We start from the raw sequence: 18,545 nt of genomic DNA on the forward strand, positions 1-18,545 counted from the left end.
GCGTGCTCGGCATGACCCTGGCCGCCGTACTCGCCCTGGGCACCGCCTGCGCCACCCAGGACGGCGGGAGGACGGACGGCCCCTCGCACCCCGGAAGCAGCTCCTCCGCGGCGCCGCCCTCGGGTGGACGGTCCCCCGCGCCGTCCCCCGGGGCGGACCGGGCGCTGCTGACGGCGGCGGAGAAGGGGGACGCCGCGGCCGTGCGGGCGGCGCTCGACGCGGGCGCCCGGACCGAGGCGCGCGACGGCCAGCGGCGGACGCCGCTGCTGCTCGCCGCGCTCGGCGACCACGTGGAAGCGGCGCGGGCCCTGGTCACGGCGGGCGCCGACGCCAACGCGCGGGACGCGCGGCAGGACAGCGCCTGGCTGGTCACGGGCGTGACGGGCAGCGTCCGGATGGCCCGGGTCCTGCTCCCGGCGGAACCGGACCACTCGGTGACCAACCGCTTCGGCGGAACCTCCCTCATCCCGGCGAGCGAGCGCGGTCACGTCGCCTACGTGCGGGAGGTGCTGGAGCGGACGGACGTGCCGGTGGACCACGTCAACGGGCTCGGCTGGACCGCCCTGCTGGAGGCGGTGATCCTGGGCGACGGCGGCCGGGACCACCAGCGGGTGGTCGCCCTGCTGCTGGACCACGGCGCCGATCCCTCCCTCGGGGACAAGGACGGGGTGACGCCGCTGGAGCACGCGGAGCGGCGCGGCTTCGACCGGATCGCCGCTCTGCTGCGTGCGGCGCCCGACCGGTAGCCGTCGCTCAGGAGGCCATCTTGCGGGCGATCCGCTCGACCGCGGCCGCCCGGTCCCCGCGCAGCTCCTCCCAGCGGAGTCCGAGGGCGGTGAGGGTGAACTGCGCCTGTTCGCCCCACACTTCGTCCTCCGCGTACCGGAAGAGCGCCTCCGCGTACTCCTTCCGCTCCTTCCGGGGGCGGCCCTCCCAGAAGGCGAGCGTCCTCCCCAGGTGCTTGAGGGTGCCGAGCGCTCCGTCGTCGGACGAGGGCTGGCTCGTCTGATACCAGCGCTGCGCGAAGAAACGCCAGGCCTTGTACGCGCCGAGGGTCATACCGGCGCCCGCGGCCACCCCGGCCAGGGCCCAGCCGACCGGGGTGGCGAACAGCGCGGTGGCCCCGGCGGTCGCGCCCGCGGCCACGGCGATCGTGGCGACCAGGGTGGCCACCGAACCGGCGGCGCCCGTGGCACCGCTCACCGCGGCCACGACCTTCTTCCAGTAACCGTGCTGGTTCTTCTTCAGCGCGTACCGCTGGATCATCACCATGGAGATCTCGCGCGACTCGCCCGACTCGTACGCCCGCGCGGCCCGTTCCACGTCCGCGACGGCCTCCTCGATGGCCGCGCGCACCCGCTGGCGGAGGACGGCTCGCTCGCGGGCCTCCGCCAGCTCCCGCTTCGCGACCGTCAACTCGTCGCGTCGCCGGTCGACCTCCGCCCGTCTGGTGTGCAGCGCCTCGGTGAGCGACCGCAGTTGTTCGAGCCTGCCAGCACGCTCGAACGAGTCGAGATTCGCGACCTCGGGCGTATGGCGCTGCTCGTGCATCTCGTCGAGGGTCTCCTCCAGGCGCTGGATGTACAGCTCGTCGACGTCGATGTCGAACTGGAGGCCGGAGACCAGCTCTTGCCTCACACCGACCTCCTTCTCGGCCTCGCGCAGCACCTCGTCGGGCGCGCTCAGCCGCTCGATCGCCGCCTCCAGCTCCCTGACCCGCTCCCGCGCGCGCACCGCCTTGCGGGCGTACCTTCCGGCCTGGATCGTCCCGGTGACCAGGGCGGCCCCGGCGCCCCCGGCGAGCACCCCGTGGTAGTCGTGGACGTTCTGCCCGGCGAGGTTCATCGCGCCACCCGCCCCGCTGGCGGCCTGGCCGAGGAACGCGGAGCCGCTCTGCGCGGTCTCCGCCCCGGCCGTGCGGAGGGTGCTGCCCGCCTCCTGTCCCCGCACCCCGGCGCCCTCCGACCGGTCCTCGCGCAGCGCCCGGGTCGCGGTGACCGCGCTGGTGCCCGCGGCCACGGCGGAGGGCAGCATGCTCGCGAACGGGCCACCGATGCCTGCCGCGTAGGAGGAGTCGGTGCTGGTGGTGGGGTCGAGGAAGTCGTGCGGTACGCCCGGCGTCTGGGCGGTCTCCACCGAGGCGCCCCCGGCGACGGTGTGCGGATCGCCGGTCGCCCCGACGCCCTGGACGGTTCCCGCCCCCGCGGCCCGGGCCTGCTGTCCGGGGGAGGCGGTGGGACGGGCCGTCCCGTCCCGACCGGCCGCGCCCGAGCGCTCCGCCTCGCCGCCGGTGCCGCCAGCCCGCTGTACGGGGGCGCGCCCGCCGACGGCCGCCGACACCGCCGCGTTGCCCGCCGCCTGCTGCAACACCCGGACGGTGTGTGGCGTCAGGGCGGCGGGGCCGCCGGTCACGGCGTGCCGCGCGGCGCGGCCCGCCGGCTCCGCACCGCGCACCGGCGCCGCCGGGGCCCGCTCGCCGCCGGGCGCCGTCTCCCGCCGTTCCCGCTCCCGCACTGCTGCCTCCAGACGCCGCGGGCGCGCCCGTTCGGCGCCCCGCCCCAGGCTAGGCGGCACCCCGGCGGCCGTGGGGCCCTCGCGGCGGAGCCGATCGCGCAGACCTGCGCGACCGAAGGGGCAACCGGGCCAAGCGGGGCGGGCAGTGGTGGCCCGCCCCGCTCAGCCGTCCGTCGCGTCCGGCACCCGGGTCAGCTCGGCGGTGAGGTGCGGGCTCAACGGCTGCCCCATGGCCGCCATGTCGTACGCGTAGGAGAGGCCGTCCCCGGAGTGGGCGTAGCGGCGGCGGCCCGCGGTGACCTCCTTGGCCAGCGGGGTGCGGGCCACCTCCTGGCTGCTCATCTCGATGACGGCTCCCGCGCCCTCGTCGCCCTCCCCGGCCGTGACCCGCCCGGTGTAGATCTCGGAGATCCCGGTGGGGTGGTTGAGCAGCGCCTCCAGGTAGCCGTCCGGGCCGACCCGCAGCCAGCCGCTCTCCCGCCCCGAGGGGCGCAGCGCGCCACCGTTCCCGTCGAGGAGCCAGGCCCGCGAGGTGTAGTGGAGGAAGGGCCGTCCGTCGTGCGAGAGGCTCAGCTCCCAGGCGAAGGCGAAGCCCTCTGACAGGGTGGGGTAACGGCCCTCGCCCCGGCCGCGCCAGACCCCCAGGAACGGCCGCACGGGAAGCAGCCAGGGATGGAGGGCCACGCTCTCGGAGGGGGAGTGGGCGTCGGGGAAGGGAGTCGTCACCGTGTGCTCCTTCACATGTTGATCATGTGCCCGGCGAGGCCGTGCACGGCCTCCTTGACCGCCTCGCCCAGCGTGGGGTGGGCGTGGATGTTGCGGGCGACCTCGTGGACGGTGAGGTCCCACTGCTGCGCCAGGGTGAGTTCCGGCAGCAGTTCGGTGACCTCGGGGCCGATGAGGTGCGCGCCGAGGATCTCGCCGTAGCGCTTGTCGCTGACGACCTTGACGAAGCCGCCGGGCTCGCCCAGGCCGTGGGCCTTTCCGTTGGCCATGAAGGGGAACTTGGCCACCTCCACGTCGAAGCCCGCGGCGCGCGCCTGCTCCTCGGTGTGGCCGAAGCTGGCGATCTGCGGCTGGCAGTAGGTGGCGCGCGGCACCATCAGGAAGTCGATCTCCATCGTCTCGGCCCCGGCGATGGTCTCGGCGGCGACGATCCCCATGGTCTCGGCGGCGTGCGCGAGCATCAGCTTGGCCGTCACGTCGCCGATGGCGTAGATGTGCGGGACGCTGGTGCGCCCGCGCTCGTCGATGGCGATCGCGCCGCGGTCGGTGAGCCCCACCCCGGCGGCCTCCAGCCCGTAGCCCGTCACGCGCGGGGCGAAGCCGATGGCCTGGAGGACCTTCGCGGTCTCCAGGGTCCGCTGGGCGCCGTCCTTGGTGACCGTCACGCGCACCGGGGCGGAGGGGTCGGAGTCGTCGATCGCGTCGACGCGGGTCGAGGTGAGCACCTCGATGCCCAACTTGCGGTAGTTCTTGGCGAGTTCCTTGGAGACGTCGGCGTCCTCCAGCGGGACGATCCGGTCGGCGAACTCCACCAGGGTCACCTTGACCCCGTAGTTGTGCAGGACGTACGCGAACTCGACGCCGATGGCCCCCGCGCCCGCGATGACGATGCTCTCCGGCAGCTCCTCGGTGAGGATCTGCTCCTCGTAGGTGACCACGCGGTCGCTGAGCTGGGTGCCGGGCAGCAGCCGGGTGGTGGCGCCGGTGGCGACCACGCAGTGGCCGAAGGTGAGCGTCTCCGCGCCGCCGTCGCTCAGGGCGACCTGGAGGGTGTGCGGGTCGGTGAAGGTGCCCCGCCCGTCGTACTCGGTGATGCCGTTCTTGCGCATCAGGTAGTGGACGCCGGAGACCCGCCCGTCCGCGACCTTGCGGCTGCGCTGGAACGCGGCGCCGAAGTCGAAGGTGACCGGGCCCTGCGACTGGATGCCGAAGGTGCTGGCCTGCGTCGTCACGAGGTGCGCCAGCTCCGCGTTGCGCAGCAGCGCCTTGGAGGGGATACAGCCGACGTTGAGGCAGACGCCGCCCCAGTACCTCTCCTCCACCACCGCGACGCTCAGCCCGAGTTGCGCACAGCGAACCGCGCTCGTGTAGCCACCCGGGCCCGCTCCCAGGACGACGACATCGAAGTGCTTCATCATGACCTCTGCCTTCTTCGATCGGCTTTCCGGGCCGATTCTTCCCTGCCGCCGGGGAGTGGTTCACCGCTTCGTCAGCTGTGTGATCTTCCTTGCACTCTCGGCGGCGGCCGCCCCGGAGGTCTCGTGCCGGACCACGGTGGGGGAGCCCTGCCACTGGCCCATTCTGGTCCCGATCTCGGCGCCCGCCCGCCGCACGGCGGCCACCAGCCGCTCCTCGGGCGCGTGCGGCGCGTGCGCGGGGATGAGCAGGGCGACGGCGCCGACCACGACGTCCCCCCAGCTGACGGGAGTGGCGAAGGTGTTCCAGCCACGGGTGCACTCCTCTCGTCCGATGGCGAATCCGTGTTCCCGGATGTGGGCGAGCGAGGCGCGTAATCGGTCGGCGTCGCGGTAGACGCCCGGGCCGCCGCCGACGGGCGGGGGGCCGGAGAGGATCTGCTCCCGGTGCACTCGGGGGAGGTGGGCCAGCATGACCCGCCCCGGGGTGCTGAGTCGCAGACAGCGGTTGGCGGCCACGACCTGCCGCGGGCTGATGCCGAGTTCGGTCAGGTCGGAGTCGCCGACGGCCATGTCGATGCACTCGCGGCGGGCGCCCCCGAAGAACGTCAGACCGTAGAAGAAGGCGAGTCCGGGGGTGGCGGCCTGGCGCAGTCGCCGGAGCGGGACGGTGGTGCAGTCGCTGCCCGGTACGTGGAAGAGGCTCTGGGCGGCGAGCCGCGCGGCGGGCGGCCCGAGGCGGTATCTGCCCCGGCCCACGCGGACGATGGTCCCGTGCTCGACGCCGGACTGGAGTATCCGGTGCACCGTCGAGTCGTCCAGGCGCGACTCCCGCGCCAGTTCGGCCAGTGAGTGTGACGCGCCGCCCAGCCGTGTGAAGGCCTGCTGGACGCGGAAGACGCGTTCGGCGTGATTGGTGCCTGTCCGTATGACGCGGTTGCCTGCCGGCGGCTGCGGAGCGATGGCGACATCCTTTCCCGTGAGGCCGCGCCCAGGGGTTCGTGTGTTGCGCACCGCGTACACCCCAGTGCCCGGTACGGGCATGGAAAGCGATGGGAGTGTGCAGCCGTGACCCTGATATGAATCCCCCGTTCGCGCCAATCGCAACAGCTTTCACTGTGGATTTAGGCTATGCGGCCGAAACAGGCGCGTCAACCGGTTTCTTGCCAGCCTGGCCGAAACGATGGAGTTGTACGTCAAATTGCCAGCGTGAAATTGCCGGAACGGGAGGGTGTGTGTGTACCGCCGGGTAGTTAGCGCGTCGGATCCTCTTCGGGAGGTCTCGTTCCGGTGCTACGGAGCCAACCGCTGCATAGATGGTCAAAAAGGGGCATACATCGGGGAGTTGATCGCTCCGCTTGTGCTTCCTGGGGTCCGGTGTGACGCAGGTCTCGTTCCGGGGCGCGGTGCCCGCTGGTTTGCCCGGAGCGCTCCGGCGGGTCCCCTGTTCTGCGTTTTCTTGGCTAGTGAGAATTCCCCATCACGTTCCTCTCCGGGGAGCTGACACGCTATTTCTCGGCGCATGAGAAACCGGCGGACCTCTGCTCGCCCAACGGTTGACCCCGCACTGACCGGTGTTGCTAATGTTCCGGAGAAGTTGATAGTCGCACGTCTTCCGGCTGGAATTTGGCATTCCCTGGGAGGGGAATTACGGAGGTCGGGCGCCAAGCTCCGAAGATGCGTGGGAGCGGGAATGGGACACCGTGCGGGTGCCCGGACCGCCCCGTGATCCGGCCCGAACGGGCCCTGACATCGGGGGCGTGAATGTACGACGTCATTGTTGTGGGCGCTCGGGTGTCCGGGGCCGCGACGGCGCTGCTGCTGGCCCGGCGCGGACACCGGGTCCTGCTGCTCGACCGGGCCTCGTTCCCCAGCCCCACCTCCTCGTCCACCAACCTCATCCACCCACCGGGCGTCCAGCGGCTGAGCGCCTGGGGCGTCCTGGACCGGCTCGCCGAGCGCACCGGCCCACCCATCACCCGCTACCGCCTCCAGACCGGACCGGTCCGTCTCGAAGCCCCACTGCCCGAGGTGGAGGGGGTGGGGTACGCCCTGTCGCCACCCCGCCTCACCCTCGACGAGGCCCTGGTCCGGTGTGCGGTGGAGGCCGGGGCGGAGCTGCGCGAGGGCGTCTCCGTACAGGAGCTGCGGCGCGACGCGGACGGCACGGTCACCGGCGTCACCGGCGTCGCGAAGGGCGCCGGGCGCTTCACCGAACGGGCGGCCCTGGTCGTCGGCGCGGACGGCAAGAACTCCACGGTGGCCCGGCTGGCCGGCGCCCGCGCCTACCGGGACGAGCCGGTGCTGAGCAAGAGTTCCTGGACGTACTGGGAGGGGCTGCCGCACGAGGGGCTGGTGCGCACCTACCGCGACGGCCGCCGCCACCCCTTCACCTGGCCCACCCACGACGGCCTCACCATCGTCGGCACCGCCTGGCCCGCCGACCGCTTCCCGGCCCGGACCTCGGCCGAGGAGACCGACCGTACCGTGCTCGACGCCTTCGAGCGGGCCGACCCGGAGTTCGCCGAACGGCTGCGCGCCACCCGCCGCGCCGACCGCTGGCTGACCGGCGCGGTGCCCAACTTCCTGCGCGTGCCCCACGGACCGGGCTGGGCGCTCACCGGCGACGCCGGCGCCACCCGCGACCCCATCACCGCCTCCGGCATCACCTACGGGCTGCTCGGCGCGGAACTCCTGGCGGAGGCCGCGCACTCCGCCCTCGCCGGGCAGGAGTCGATGGACCGGACGCTGGCCCGGTACGCGCGGGAGCGCGACCTGCTGATGACCGACCACTACGACTACACCCGGGACTACGCGCGCGTCGCGGAGCACTCCCCCGAGGAGCGCGCGCTGATCGGGGCGATGAGCCGCAGCCCCCGGCACGCGCGGGACATGATCGGCCTGTTCGCGACCGCCCTGCCGCCCGCCCGTTTCTACACCCGCGCCGGATTCCGGGACCTCTTCGACTACCTGGACGACGACGCCGGACTGCCGCCGCGGATCCGCCTGCTGCGCCTGCTCCTGCACGGCCCGCCCAGCCCCCTCGCCGCCGCCCCGGCGGCGCTCGCCGACCGGCTGCTCGCGCGCGGCCTGGGACCGATGGGCCAGCTGCTGCTGCGCAGCCGGAGGCCGCAGGCCGCACCGCCCCGTACCCGCCGTATGGAAGGAACGCCGCGATGACCACGACCGCGCACGCCACGGGTCCGGTACTGCTCTTCCCCGGCCAGGGGGGCTACGACGGCGCCGCCCTGCACCGCGTCCACCAGCGTCACCCGGAGGTCCGGGCGCTGCTCGCCCGCGTCGACGCGGTGACCGGCGAACTCTTCGGCCGCCCCCTGTCCGGCGCGCTCTTCCCCGGAGGGGAACCGGCCGAGCTGCGCCAGCTCCTCGACGACGCCCCCTGGGTCTCCCAACTGGCCGTGTACAGCGCGGGGCTGGCCGCCCACCAGCGGCTGACCGCGAACGGGGTGCGGCCCGCCGTACTCGTCGGGCACAGCCTGGGCGAGATCACCGCGCTGGTCGCGGCGGGCGCGTACACCGTGGAGGACGGCGCGCGCGTCGTGGCGCGGCGGACCGAACTCGCCGCCGAGGGCAACTGCGAGGGCGGCTCGATGGTGGCCGTCGGCGCCTCCGCCTCCCGCGCCGCCCACATGGCCGCCCTGCTGGAGGACGAACCGCCGGCGGTGGCCGCCGAGAACCACGAGGGACAGACGGTGCTGAGCGGATCCCGGACGGCCATCGGCCGGGTGCGGGCCCTCGGCGAGCTGCTGCACACCGCCGTCGTCCCGCTCGACTCGCCCTTCGCCTTCCACCACCCCTCGCTGGCCCGGGCGGCCCGCCGCTTCGCGGACTTCGTCGGCGGCTTCCCCCGGCACCCCTCGGCCGTGCCCGTCTACTCGCCCATCCTGGGGCGCTTCTACGGAGCGGAGGAGCCGCTCGCGGCGCCGCTTGCCGAGCACTTCACCCGCCCCGTGCGGTTCGCCGCCGCGCTGCGCACGCTGTACGGGGAGGGCGCGCGGGTCTTCGTCGAGACCGGCGGTCGGGCCACCCTGGCCCCGGCGGCCGGGAAGGCCCTGTCGGGCGGGGACCGGGCGGACCACACCGTCCTGGCCACCCTGGCCTCCGGGCGGGACGGCGCGGACGCGCTGGAGCCGACGCTCGGCGCGCTCCGGGACCGTGGGCTGGCCGCCGCGCCGGACGGGGGTGACCTGCGGGCGCTGCTGGGACCGGCGCTCTCGGAGCGGGAGTTCGCGGACTTCTGGGCGGCCGCCGGGCACGAGGTGCTGACGCTGGTGAGCGAGCGGGCCAGCGCCTTCCTCGGCGCGCGCGGCGGCGCTGGTCCCACGGCACCCGAGGCCGCGGCCGCCACCGCGCCGCGCGCCGCGACCGCCCTGGCCGAACCGCCGGGCGCCGCGCCCTCGTTCGGCCCGCCGCCCGGAGCCGAGCCGCCGCCCACCGCCGCGCCCACCGCCGCGCCGACCGGTGAACCGCCCGCGCCGGGTCCGGCCCCCGCGCACGACCCGGCCCCCGCGTCGACCGGGGGAGCGGACCCCGCGCCCGGCGCCGGGGCGCGGCCCTCCGGCCCGCGGGAGCACGCGGCGGGCGGCGCGCCGCCGGGACGGCAGGAGATCCTCACGGCCGTCCGGACCCTCTACGCGCGGGCCCTGGAGTACCCGGAGGAGGTCTTGACCGACGACGCCCTGCTGGAGGCCGAGCTGGGGGTCGACTCCGTCAAACAGGTCGAACTGCTGGGCCGTGCCACCGAGTTGTACGGACTGCCCACCCGGGACCCCGGCTTCCAGCTCGCCGACCACGACACCCTCGGCAAGGTCGCCGAGCTGATCGAGGAGGGGCTGCACCAGGTCGAGGGGGTCCCCGCATGACGCCCACGCCCCCGCGCGGCGGGGGCGCCCGCGGGGACCTCAGCGGCCGGGTGGCGCTGGTCACCGGCGGCGCCCGGAACATCGGCAGGGCGATCGCCACCGCGCTCGCGGAGCGCGGCGCGTACGTCCTCGTCAACTACTTCCACTCGCACGAGGAGGCCAAGGAGACCCTGCGGGACCTGCGCGCCCGTGGCGCCCGCGCCGACCTGCTGCGCGCCTCGGTCGCCAGGCCGGAGCAGGTCACCAGGATGTTCGCGGAGATCGAGCGCCGGGTGGGCCGTCTGGACGTCCTCGTCAACAACGCCGCCGACGGCGCCCTGTTACCCGTGGACGAGGTTACCGACGCCCACCTCGACCGGGCGCTGGAGACCAACCTGAAGGGCGGACTGCGCTGCGCCCGGGCCGCCGCGCCGCTGATGGAGCGGCACGGCGGCGGGTCGATCGTCACCGTCTCCGCGCTGGGCGGCTCGCAGTTGGTAATGGCCAACTACCTGGCCTGCGCCCCCGCCAAGGCCGCCGCGGAGGCGGCGACCCGCTACCTGGCGGTGGAGCTGGCACCGCGCGACATCCGCGTCAACACCGCCTCCGCCGCGATGCTGACCAGCCCCGTCGCGGACGCCTTCCCCCGCGCCGGAGCCATGCGGCGGGCCATCGCCGACGCCACGCCGCTGGGCCAACGGCTGGGCACGCCCGAGGAGTTCGCGGAGGTGGTGGCCTTCCTCGCCTCCGATAGCGCCAGCTGGATCACCGGTCAGCTGGTACTCGCGGACGGCGGTCTCAGCCTCGGCGCCCCCCTGCTCTCCCCGGGCGCCGAGGACCCCGCCGCCGACCCGGTCCCCGCCCCGCCCCCGGCGGCCGTGGCCCCCGGCGCGGAGCCCGCGCCCCCGGCGCCGGAGCCGTCCGCGAGCCCCGCCGGAACGGAACCGTCGGCGAGCCCGTCCCGGCCCCCGGCGCCGGAACCGGCGGTCACCGGGGTGCGCGCCACCACCGAACCCGGTGCCGCCGTCGCCGAACCCCGTGCCGGGAGCGCGGCGGCCGCCACCGGGGCGGTGGGGGACGGTACCGGCGGCGAGGAGATCGCCGTCGTCGGGATGGGGCTGGCCGTCAGCGGCGCCAGCGACCCGGAGGAGTTCTGGGCGCTGCGCACCACCGGGCGGGAGCTGTTCACCGAGGTGCCGCCGGACCGCTGGGACCGGGCGCGCTTCTCCTCGCCCGACCACGCCGAGGAGGACAAGTCCTACCAGGACACCTGTGTCTTCATCACCGACTTCCGCCCCGAACCAGCCGCCCTGGAGGGGCTGTCCACCGAGCCGGACGAGGCGGAGCTGACCACGCTCTGGCTGCGCCACTCGCTCGTCCAGGCGCTGGACGGCGTCCGGCGGACGGAGCGCGACCGGTTCTCCTTCCACGTCGGCTACACCGCCGACGGCAGCCAGCACCTGGAGGAGGCCGGGATCCTCGCCTCCGTGCGGCACCTGATGGCCGAGGCCACCGCCGACCCGGAGCTGCGCGCCGCCGTCGGGCGGGTGCTCTCCCGCCGCTACCACCGGGGGGCCGGGACACCGCGCTTCCTGCCGCACCAGGTGGGAGAGGAGGCCATGGCCGGGATCCTGCCGGGGGACACCCGGGTGCAGATGGTCGACACCGCCTGCTCCTCCTCGCTGTACGCGATCGACCTCGGCATGAAGGACCTGCTCAGCGGGGCGCGGTCCATCGCGGTCTGCGGCGGCGCCTTCGCGCTGGCCCCCCGCGGCACCGTCCTGTTCTCCAAGCTCAAGGGGTTGTCCCGGCGCGGGGCCGTGCACGCGCTGGACGCCGAGGCCGACGGCGTCATCTTCGCCGACGGCGCCGGGGTCGTCGTCCTCAAACGGCTCAGCCGCGCCCGGGCCGACGGCGACCGGGTGCTGGGCGTGCTGACCGCCTTCGGCGCCTCCTCCGACGGCCGGGGCAAGGCCATCTACGCCCCCAGCTCCACCGGCCAGGACCTCGCGGTGCGGCGCGCGCTCGCGCCCGGCGGCACCGGCGGGACCGCCGTGGACTGGGTGAACGCGCACGCCACCGGCACGCCCGTGGGGGACCTCGCCGAGTTCACCACCCTCCGCGAGCACTACGGGACCGAACGGCCCGCGCTGGTCACCTCCAACAAGTCGCTGATCGGCCACACCGGTTGGGCGGCCGGGGTGGTCTCCCTCGCCGAGTGCCTGCTCGGCCTGCGTGAGGAGACCGTGCCGGGGCAGTTCCGCTTCCGCTCCGCCCCCGAGGCCTTCGCCCTCGACTCGACCCGGCTGGAGATCACCGCCGAGCCGCGCCCCTGGACCCCCCGGGCCGACGGCAGCCCCCGGACCGCCGCCATCTCCGGGTTCGGCTTCGGCGGCACCAACGCCCATCTGCTCGTCACCGAGCCGGGGGCGGCCGCGCACCGGCCAGCCGGGCCCGCCGCCGGGCCCGCTCCCGCCCCCGCCGAGCGGATCGCCCTGGTCGGCTGGTCGGCCAGGCTGCCCGGCGCGGAGAGCCCCGCCCGGGTACGGGAGTGGCTCGCCGGGGACCTCGCGGTGGACCCGGGCTGGGGGGAGACCTACCCCGCGCCACCCTTCCAGCAGGTACGGATGCCCCCGGCGACCGTACGGGCCATCGACCGCTGCCAGCTGATGGCCGTCCAGTGCGCCCACGCGCTCCGCGACCAACTGCCCGAGTTCTGGCGGGAGCACGCCGCGCGCACCGGTGTGGTGCTCGGGAACATGGGCCCCACCAGGGCCGCCATGCGCTACGCCGCCCGCTGCTACCTCGACGACGTCGAACACGCCCTGCGCACCGGGCCCGAGACCGCGCACGTCCCCGAACTGCCAGGGCTGCTGGAGCGGTTGAGGGAGCGGGTACGGGACGCCATCCCGCCGTCGAACGAGGACTCCTTCCCGGGCATCATGCCCAACATCATCTCGGCGCGGGTGGCCAACACCTTCGACCTGCACGGCCCGAACCTCACCGTCGACGCCGGACTCGCCTCCACGCTCTCGGCGTTCGGCACCGCGATGCGCTATCTGCGCAGCGGCGAGCTGGACTTCGTCCTCGCCGGTGGCATCAACGGCAACAGCCTCCCGGAGTACGGCGACCTGCTGACCGGTGTCCTCGGCCGGGAGCCGGACGCGGCGGGGCCGCCGCCCACCGCCGAGGGCGCGTTCCTCTTCGCCCTGACCACCGAGAGCCGGGCCCGGGAGGCCGGGCTGCCCGTCCTGGCCCTCGTCGACGAGGCGGAGCGGGAGGACGGGACGGAGCGCCGGGAGGGCTCCGGCGGCCGGTCCGCCGCGCGCCTCGACTGCGGACCGGCCGGTGCGTACAGCCGCTACCTCGGCGCCTCCGGCGGGCCGGAGATCCTCCGCGCGCTGCTGGGGATCGCCGCCCCGGACGGGACCGTGGGCCCCGTCGAGCTGAGCTGCCATCCGCGCGGCGCCGGAACCGCCGCGGACCTGCTCATCACCCCGCTCCCCGCGCCCGGCGGCCAGGACGCTGACGGCGCGGACGGCGCCGGCGCGGCCAACGGGCCGGGGAGCGTGGGCGCTCCCACCTCCCCGGCGGCCGCTACGCCCGGCGCGGGAGAGGCCTCGGACACCGTCCGCCGGTACGTCCCGGAGCTGCGCCCGGACGCCACCGAGCCCACCGGCCCGGTGGGACCGGCCGTCCCGGACGGCGCCGTCCTGCTGACCGACCGCCCCGCGCTGGCCGCCGAGTTCGCCGGAGCGGCCCACGGCACGACGGTGCTGAGCACGGCTCCGCTCAGCGGCGAGCGGCCCGGGTGGCACCACGTCCAGGCCGAGCCGGAGGCGGTGCGGCGGGCGCTCGCCGCCGTCCAGGGGCCGGTGCGGCACCTGGTGGCCGTGACCGACCTGAGCGCCGCCGTCCCTCCGGCGACCGCGCCGACGGCGGAGGCCGCGGAGCTGACCGCCCTGCACGACCTGCTCTTCCTCGTCGTCCAGCAGCGGTACGCCGAACTGGACGACCCCTCCGCCTCGGTGGTCCTCGCGCTGCTCGGCGCGCTGGAGGGGGAGCGCGCGCATCCGCACGCCGGACTGTTCACCGGCCTCGCCAAGTGCGTCGGCCTGGAGCTGAAGGCCGACTGCCTCGCGCTGCTCACCGGGGAGCGCGCGCCCGCCGCTGCCGCCGCGCTGACCGGGCGGGAGCGGAGCACCCCGCGCCGCTTCCCCGTCGTGCGCCACGCGGGCGGGCGGCGGCTGGTGCCGTCGCTCGTCCCGAGGGCGGCTGGCCCCGGCGGCGACCCGGCCCAACGGCCGCCGCTGGGACCGGAGTCGGTCGTGGTGGCGCTCGGCGGAGCGCGTGGTATCACCGCCGAACTGCTGGTGTCGCTCGCGGAACGGCACCGCTGCCGGATCCACGCGCTGGGCAGCAACCGGATCGATGACTGGCCCGAGGAGTACTTCGAGGGCGGCGACGAGGAGTTCGCCGCCCGCCGCCCCGCGTTCATCGCCGCCGGGGTCGCGGCGGGCGAGGGCACGGTGGCCCAGCTCAACAGGCGGTTCGACCGGATCGTGGACGCCCGCGCCGCCCGCCGGAACCTCGCCCGGATGGCCGCGCACAGCGGACCGGACCGGGTGTCCTACCTGCCCTGCGACGCCCGCGACGAGGACTCCGTACGGACCGCCATCGACACGGTGACCGCCGCGCACGGCCGGATCGACCTGCTGGTCAACGCGCCGGGCCTGAACCGCTCAGCGCTGATCCGCGACAAGGACCTCGCCGAGTTCCGGCGGATCCGCGACCTCAAGCTGGCCGCCCACCGCAACCTGAGCCGCGCGCTGGCGGGCCGTCCCCCGCGCCTCTGGTGCGACTTCGGCTCGCTGCTGGGCTACTTCGGGCAGCTCGGGGAGGCGGACTACGCCTCCGGCAACGACTACCTCGCCACGGTGGCGGAGTACGCCGGTCGCGGGGCCACGGCCGGGGCGGACGCGGGGGCGACCGAGTTCGCCATCGGCTGGACCCTCTGGGACGAGGTGGGGATGGGCTCGTCCGCGCTCGTCCGCGACTACTACCGGAAGGCGGGCTCCTACTCCCACATGCCGGTCGAGGAGGGGGTGCGGCACTTCCTCGCGGAGCTGGACACCGGGGACCGGGTCCCGTCACTGGTCCACCTCGGCGGCGCCGAGCGGGCCACGGTGGAGCGCTTCTACCCCGGCTTCCTCGACCCCGAGCCCGGCCCCGGCGGCCACCCGCCCACGGCCTCCGACGCCCCCACACAGGTGCCCACCCCGGCCTCCGGCCCGGCGCGGGCCGGGGAGCCCGCCACGTCCCGCGCGGGCGACGGCGGCCGGGGGCGGTTCTACCTCCGTGGCGGCCCGGAGCCCGAACCGGACGCGGGGGAGCACCCCGCGCTCCGCTTCACCTGCCTCTTCGACCCGCGGACCGACGCCTACCTGGACCACCACCGGGTGCGCGGAGTACCCACGCTCCCGGGCACCTTCGTCACCGAGATCGCGGCCGAGGCCGCGCTGGAACTGGTGCCCGGCGGCCGCGTCGTCGCCTTCGAGGAGCTGCGCTTCCTGCGCTTCCTCAAGGTCCGCGCGGACGCCCACCGGACCCCGAAGCGGATCACGGCCCGGGTGACCGACCGGGTCGGTGACCTGACCACCGTGGAGGTACGGGTCAGCCAGGACGTGGTCGCCCCCTCCGGGGTCCTGCTCCGCGCCGACCAGCCGCACTTCACCGTCCGGGTGCTGCTGGCGCCCCGCTTCCCGGAGGCCCCGGTCTGGAGCGACTGGGACGGCGCGGGGGAGCGGCCGGTACCCGACCCGTACCACGCCGAGGCCGCACCGGTGCTGCTCACCGGGCCCTTCCGCGCCACCACCGACACCCGCCACAACCCGCACGGGGCGCGCGCCCGGTTCCAGCCGCCGCTCGCGGCGGAGACGGACGGCCCCTGGGCGTCGTTCCTGATGCCGGTGGTCCTGCTGGACGCCCTCGCCCGCACGGGGGTCCTGGAGCCGGACGGGGGGTCGCTGCCGGTGGCGGCACCGCTGTCGATCCGCCGCGTCGACCTCTACCAGCAGGCCAACGACCTCGAACTGCTCGCCGCGCACGGCGGGTTGGAGCTGTACGTCACCCACCCCGGCTTCCCGGAGCGGGAGGCCGGACAGCGGCCGGAGAACCGCTTCGTGGCGGTGGCGCCCGACGGCCGGGTGGTCGCGCAGCTGAAGGGGGTGGACGCCACCGTGATCGGCCGGTTCGACACCGCCACCGGTCAGATCCGCCCCGTCGAGCCCACCGCCCAGGCCGCCCGGTGACCGCCGTGCGCACGCCCGCCATCCCCGCCGGGCCGCCCCGCGCGGCGGACCCGGGGCCGGGCCCCGCCCCGGACCCCGGCCCCGGGGACGGTGTCCGCCCGGTGCGGCGGATGGTGTGGCGGCTGACGCCCGCCCCGGCCGGAGGCGCCCAACGGGCGCTGACCGGGCGGCGGACAGCCGTCATCGGCGGGACGCCCGCACTGGCCGCGCGGGTCCGGGACGCGCTGCGCGCCCGGGGCGCCGAGGTGGCCGGGGAGCGGGAGGAGGCCGGTGGCCCCGTCCCGTCCCTGCTGGTGGACCTCACCCTCGCGGAGCCCTTCACCCCGGCGGCGGCCGGGAGGTGGCGGGAGGCGCTGCCGCGCACCGTCGATTGGCTGCGGCACTGCTACGCGCGGTGGAGCGCGGAGACCGCCACCGGCAGCGTCGGCTATATCGCCGTCACCTACCTCGGCGGGGGCATGGGCCAGCACCCCGACGACGACCTCGCCCAGCCCCTCGGCGGGCTCTGGGCCGGACTCGCCAAGACCCTCCACCGGGAGCTGCCCAACTGCGCGGCGCGGGTCCTCGACACCTCGCTCGGCGACCTCGCCGCCCTGCCGGAGCGGATCGTGGAGGAGGCCGGGCGGACCGGCCTCACCGAGATCGGCCACCGGGACGGACGGCGCTGGACGCTCACCCCCGAGACCCCGCCGCCCGGGCCGCCCGCCGTGCGCTGGACGGCCGCCGACACGGTGCTGGTCAGCGGCGGCGGACGCGGCCTCGGCATGGCCCTGGCCCGGGCGCTGACCCGGGAGTTCGGGCTGCGCGCCGTGGTGACGGGACGCACCGCGCTCCCCCCGGAGGAGAGCTGGGAGGCGATGACGCCGAAGGCGCTGGACGCCCGCCGGGCCGAACTGTGGGCCGGGCACCGCGCGGGCCGCCCGGTGGCCGACATCCGGCGCGACATCGTCCGCGCGGAGGGACTGTGGGAGGTCGTCGGCAACCTCCGCTCGGCCCGCGCCGAGGGACTGCGCGTCGACTACCTGCCCTGCGACGTCACCGACCCGGAGGCCGTCCGCGCGCTGGTGGCGGGGCTCCCGGGACTGACGGCGGTGGTGCACAACGCCGGACTCGACCGGCCCGCGCGGCTGCCGCGCAAGAGCGACGCCGACATCGCGGAGGTCGTCTCCGTCAAGGTCGACGCCTTCGTCCACCTGGTGGAGGCGGTCCGCGACCGGGAGCTGAAGGTGCTCTGCGCCGTCGGCTCGCTGACCGGCCGACTGGGCGGCATGGTCGGCCAGTTCGACTACGCGGCCGCCAACGACTGCCTGGCCCGGCTGGGCCGCTGGGCCCAGCGGCGGGTGACCTTCCCCGTACAGGTCCTGGCCTGGCCCACCTGGGCGCGGCTCGGCCTGATCGCGAACTACGAGGCGAGCCTGCGCTACATGGCGGCCCTCGCGGTGGAGGAGGGGCTGGCGCACTGGCGGGCCGAGCTGCTGGCCGGGACCTCCGGGGAGGTCAGCTTCGTCGGGCCGCTGGGCCGCGCGCTGGACCCGGTGCAGGCCGTCGGCTACCCCATGCCGCCGAGCCTGCCCGGGTACCGGGAGACCTACCCCAGGGTCTTCCACCTCGGCACCCCCGAGACCTACGCGCCGGGTGAACGGCTCTCCGGCCACGTCCAGTTCGACGCGGCCAGCGCCCCGGTGCTGCGGGACTTCACCGTGCGCGGCGCCCCCGCGCTGCCCGTCGGGCTGCTGCTGGAGAGCGCGGCGCGGGCCGCCGAGTGGCTGCTGCCGCCGGACGGCGAACCGGCCCTGCTGGCGGTGGAGGAGCTGACGGTCCCGTGGTCGCTGCTGCGCTGCGGACCCGACGGGCGGCTGCGGCTCCACCGCGCGCTGCGCCTCGGCCCGGGTACCGCGCGGCCCGACGGGACGGCGGCGGAGGGGGAGCGGTGGAGCGTGGAGGCCGTCTTCCGCCCCGCCCCGCACCCCCCGGAGGAGAGCGGCCCCCCGGAGCACGACGGCCCGCCGGGAGTGGAGGGCGGCCCGGAGGGGGCAGGTGGTCAGGACGGGGCGGGCGGCCAGGAGGAGGAGCCCGTCGCCCGCTTCCGGCTCGTCTTCGGCGCCGCGCCGCACACCGCCCCGTCCGGGCCGCCCGCCCGGCCCGCCGCCCGCCCCGCGTCCGGCCCGGTGCTGCTGACCGGCGAACCGGTGCTGCGCTGGCGCGGGTTGGCCGTCCCGCTGGCCGGCTGGCGGCCCGACGGGCCCGGCCGCTCCGCGGCCGAGGTGCGTCGCTGCCATCCCGAGGACCTGTGGGCGCTGCCCCAACCGCCCGCCCTGGCCCTGCCGTTGGCGCCGATCGAGAACGTGGTGCGCGCCGTGACCCGGCGGGTGCCCGGACTGTCCAGCACACCCGACCCGCTGGTCCTGCACGCCCTGCGGCTGCACGGCCCCGAGCCGGAGCGGACCCGGATCAGCGCGGACCCCGCGCTGGGCGTCTGGCGGATCACCGCCACCGACGGCTCCCCGGTGGCCGTCCTGGAGGGGCCGCCCACCCCCAGCTGACCCCGCCCCGGGCGAACCCGCCCCGACCCCGACCGGCCAGCCGACTAACCGACCGGCTAACCGGCAACCGACCGGCCGACCCCCCGGCTCCCGGCGAACACCGACGGGCACCGGCCGACCCCCCGGCTCCCGGCGAACACCGACGGGCACCGACCGACCAGCGACCGCGCACCG

At 75.7% G+C, this 18,545-nt stretch carries 9 protein-coding genes; 5 read left to right on the forward strand and 4 right to left on the reverse strand.

The window, feature by feature from the left end; all coding sequences use genetic code 11:
- Positions 1–2 precede the first annotated feature (2 nt).
- The gene (locus tag E0L36_RS08640; protein ID WP_308416672.1) at positions 3–746 is read left to right on the forward strand and encodes an ankyrin repeat domain-containing protein; all 744 of its coding nucleotides are present in this window, start codon (positions 3–5) and stop codon (positions 744–746) included.
- Between the two features lie 7 nt (positions 747–753).
- On the opposite strand, the gene E0L36_RS08645 is transcribed toward E0L36_RS08640, so the two are convergent.
- The 4 genes from E0L36_RS08645 to E0L36_RS08660 form a co-directional block, all read right to left on the reverse strand.
- Positions 754–2,514, reverse strand: a complete 1,761-nt coding sequence (locus tag E0L36_RS08645) for a hypothetical protein (protein ID WP_180928225.1) — start codon at positions 2,512–2,514, stop codon at positions 754–756.
- 162 nt (positions 2,515–2,676) lie between these two features.
- Positions 2,677–3,240 (reverse strand): FABP family protein, encoded by a 564-nt coding sequence (locus tag E0L36_RS08650; RefSeq protein ID WP_180928226.1) that lies wholly within the window; start codon positions 3,238–3,240, stop codon positions 2,677–2,679.
- Between the two features lie 11 nt (positions 3,241–3,251).
- Positions 3,252–4,658 (reverse strand): dihydrolipoyl dehydrogenase, encoded by a 1,407-nt coding sequence (gene lpdA / locus E0L36_RS08655; protein ID WP_180928227.1) that lies wholly within the window; start codon positions 4,656–4,658, stop codon positions 3,252–3,254.
- A 60-nt stretch (positions 4,659–4,718) separates the two neighbouring features.
- Positions 4,719–5,669 carry an IclR family transcriptional regulator gene (locus E0L36_RS08660; protein ID WP_180928228.1) on the reverse strand — a complete coding sequence of 317 codons (951 nt, stop codon included), beginning with the start codon at positions 5,667–5,669 and terminating at the stop codon, positions 4,719–4,721.
- 750 nt (positions 5,670–6,419) lie between these two features.
- On the opposite strand from E0L36_RS08660, the gene E0L36_RS08665 reads away from it, so the two are divergent.
- The 4 genes from E0L36_RS08665 to E0L36_RS08680 are packed head-to-tail and all read left to right on the forward strand — an operon-like array spanning position 6,420 to position 18,371.
- Entirely contained in the window at positions 6,420–7,835 is a 1,416-nt protein-coding gene (locus tag E0L36_RS08665; protein WP_180928229.1) for an NAD(P)/FAD-dependent oxidoreductase, read from the forward strand.
- Complete coding sequence (locus E0L36_RS08670; protein ID WP_180928230.1) at positions 7,832–9,538, forward strand: acyltransferase domain-containing protein; 1,707 nt, start codon at positions 7,832–7,834, stop codon at positions 9,536–9,538. The genes E0L36_RS08665 and E0L36_RS08670 overlap by 4 nt, the downstream gene beginning before the upstream one ends.
- Positions 9,535–15,828: an SDR family oxidoreductase gene (locus E0L36_RS08675; RefSeq protein ID WP_180928231.1), complete on the forward strand. Its 6,294-nt coding sequence runs from the start codon at positions 9,535–9,537 to the stop codon at positions 15,826–15,828. Before E0L36_RS08670 ends, E0L36_RS08675 begins: the two co-directional genes overlap by 4 nt.
- A gap of 5 nt (positions 15,829–15,833) precedes the next feature.
- Complete coding sequence (locus tag E0L36_RS08680; RefSeq protein WP_180928232.1) at positions 15,834–18,371, forward strand: SDR family NAD(P)-dependent oxidoreductase; 2,538 nt, start codon at positions 15,834–15,836, stop codon at positions 18,369–18,371.
- Positions 18,372–18,545 lie beyond the last annotated feature (174 nt).

The sequence above is a fragment of the Streptomyces sp. AJS327 genome (genome assembly GCF_013450295.1).
GTDB lineage: Bacteria > Actinomycetota > Actinomycetes > Streptomycetales > Streptomycetaceae > Streptomyces.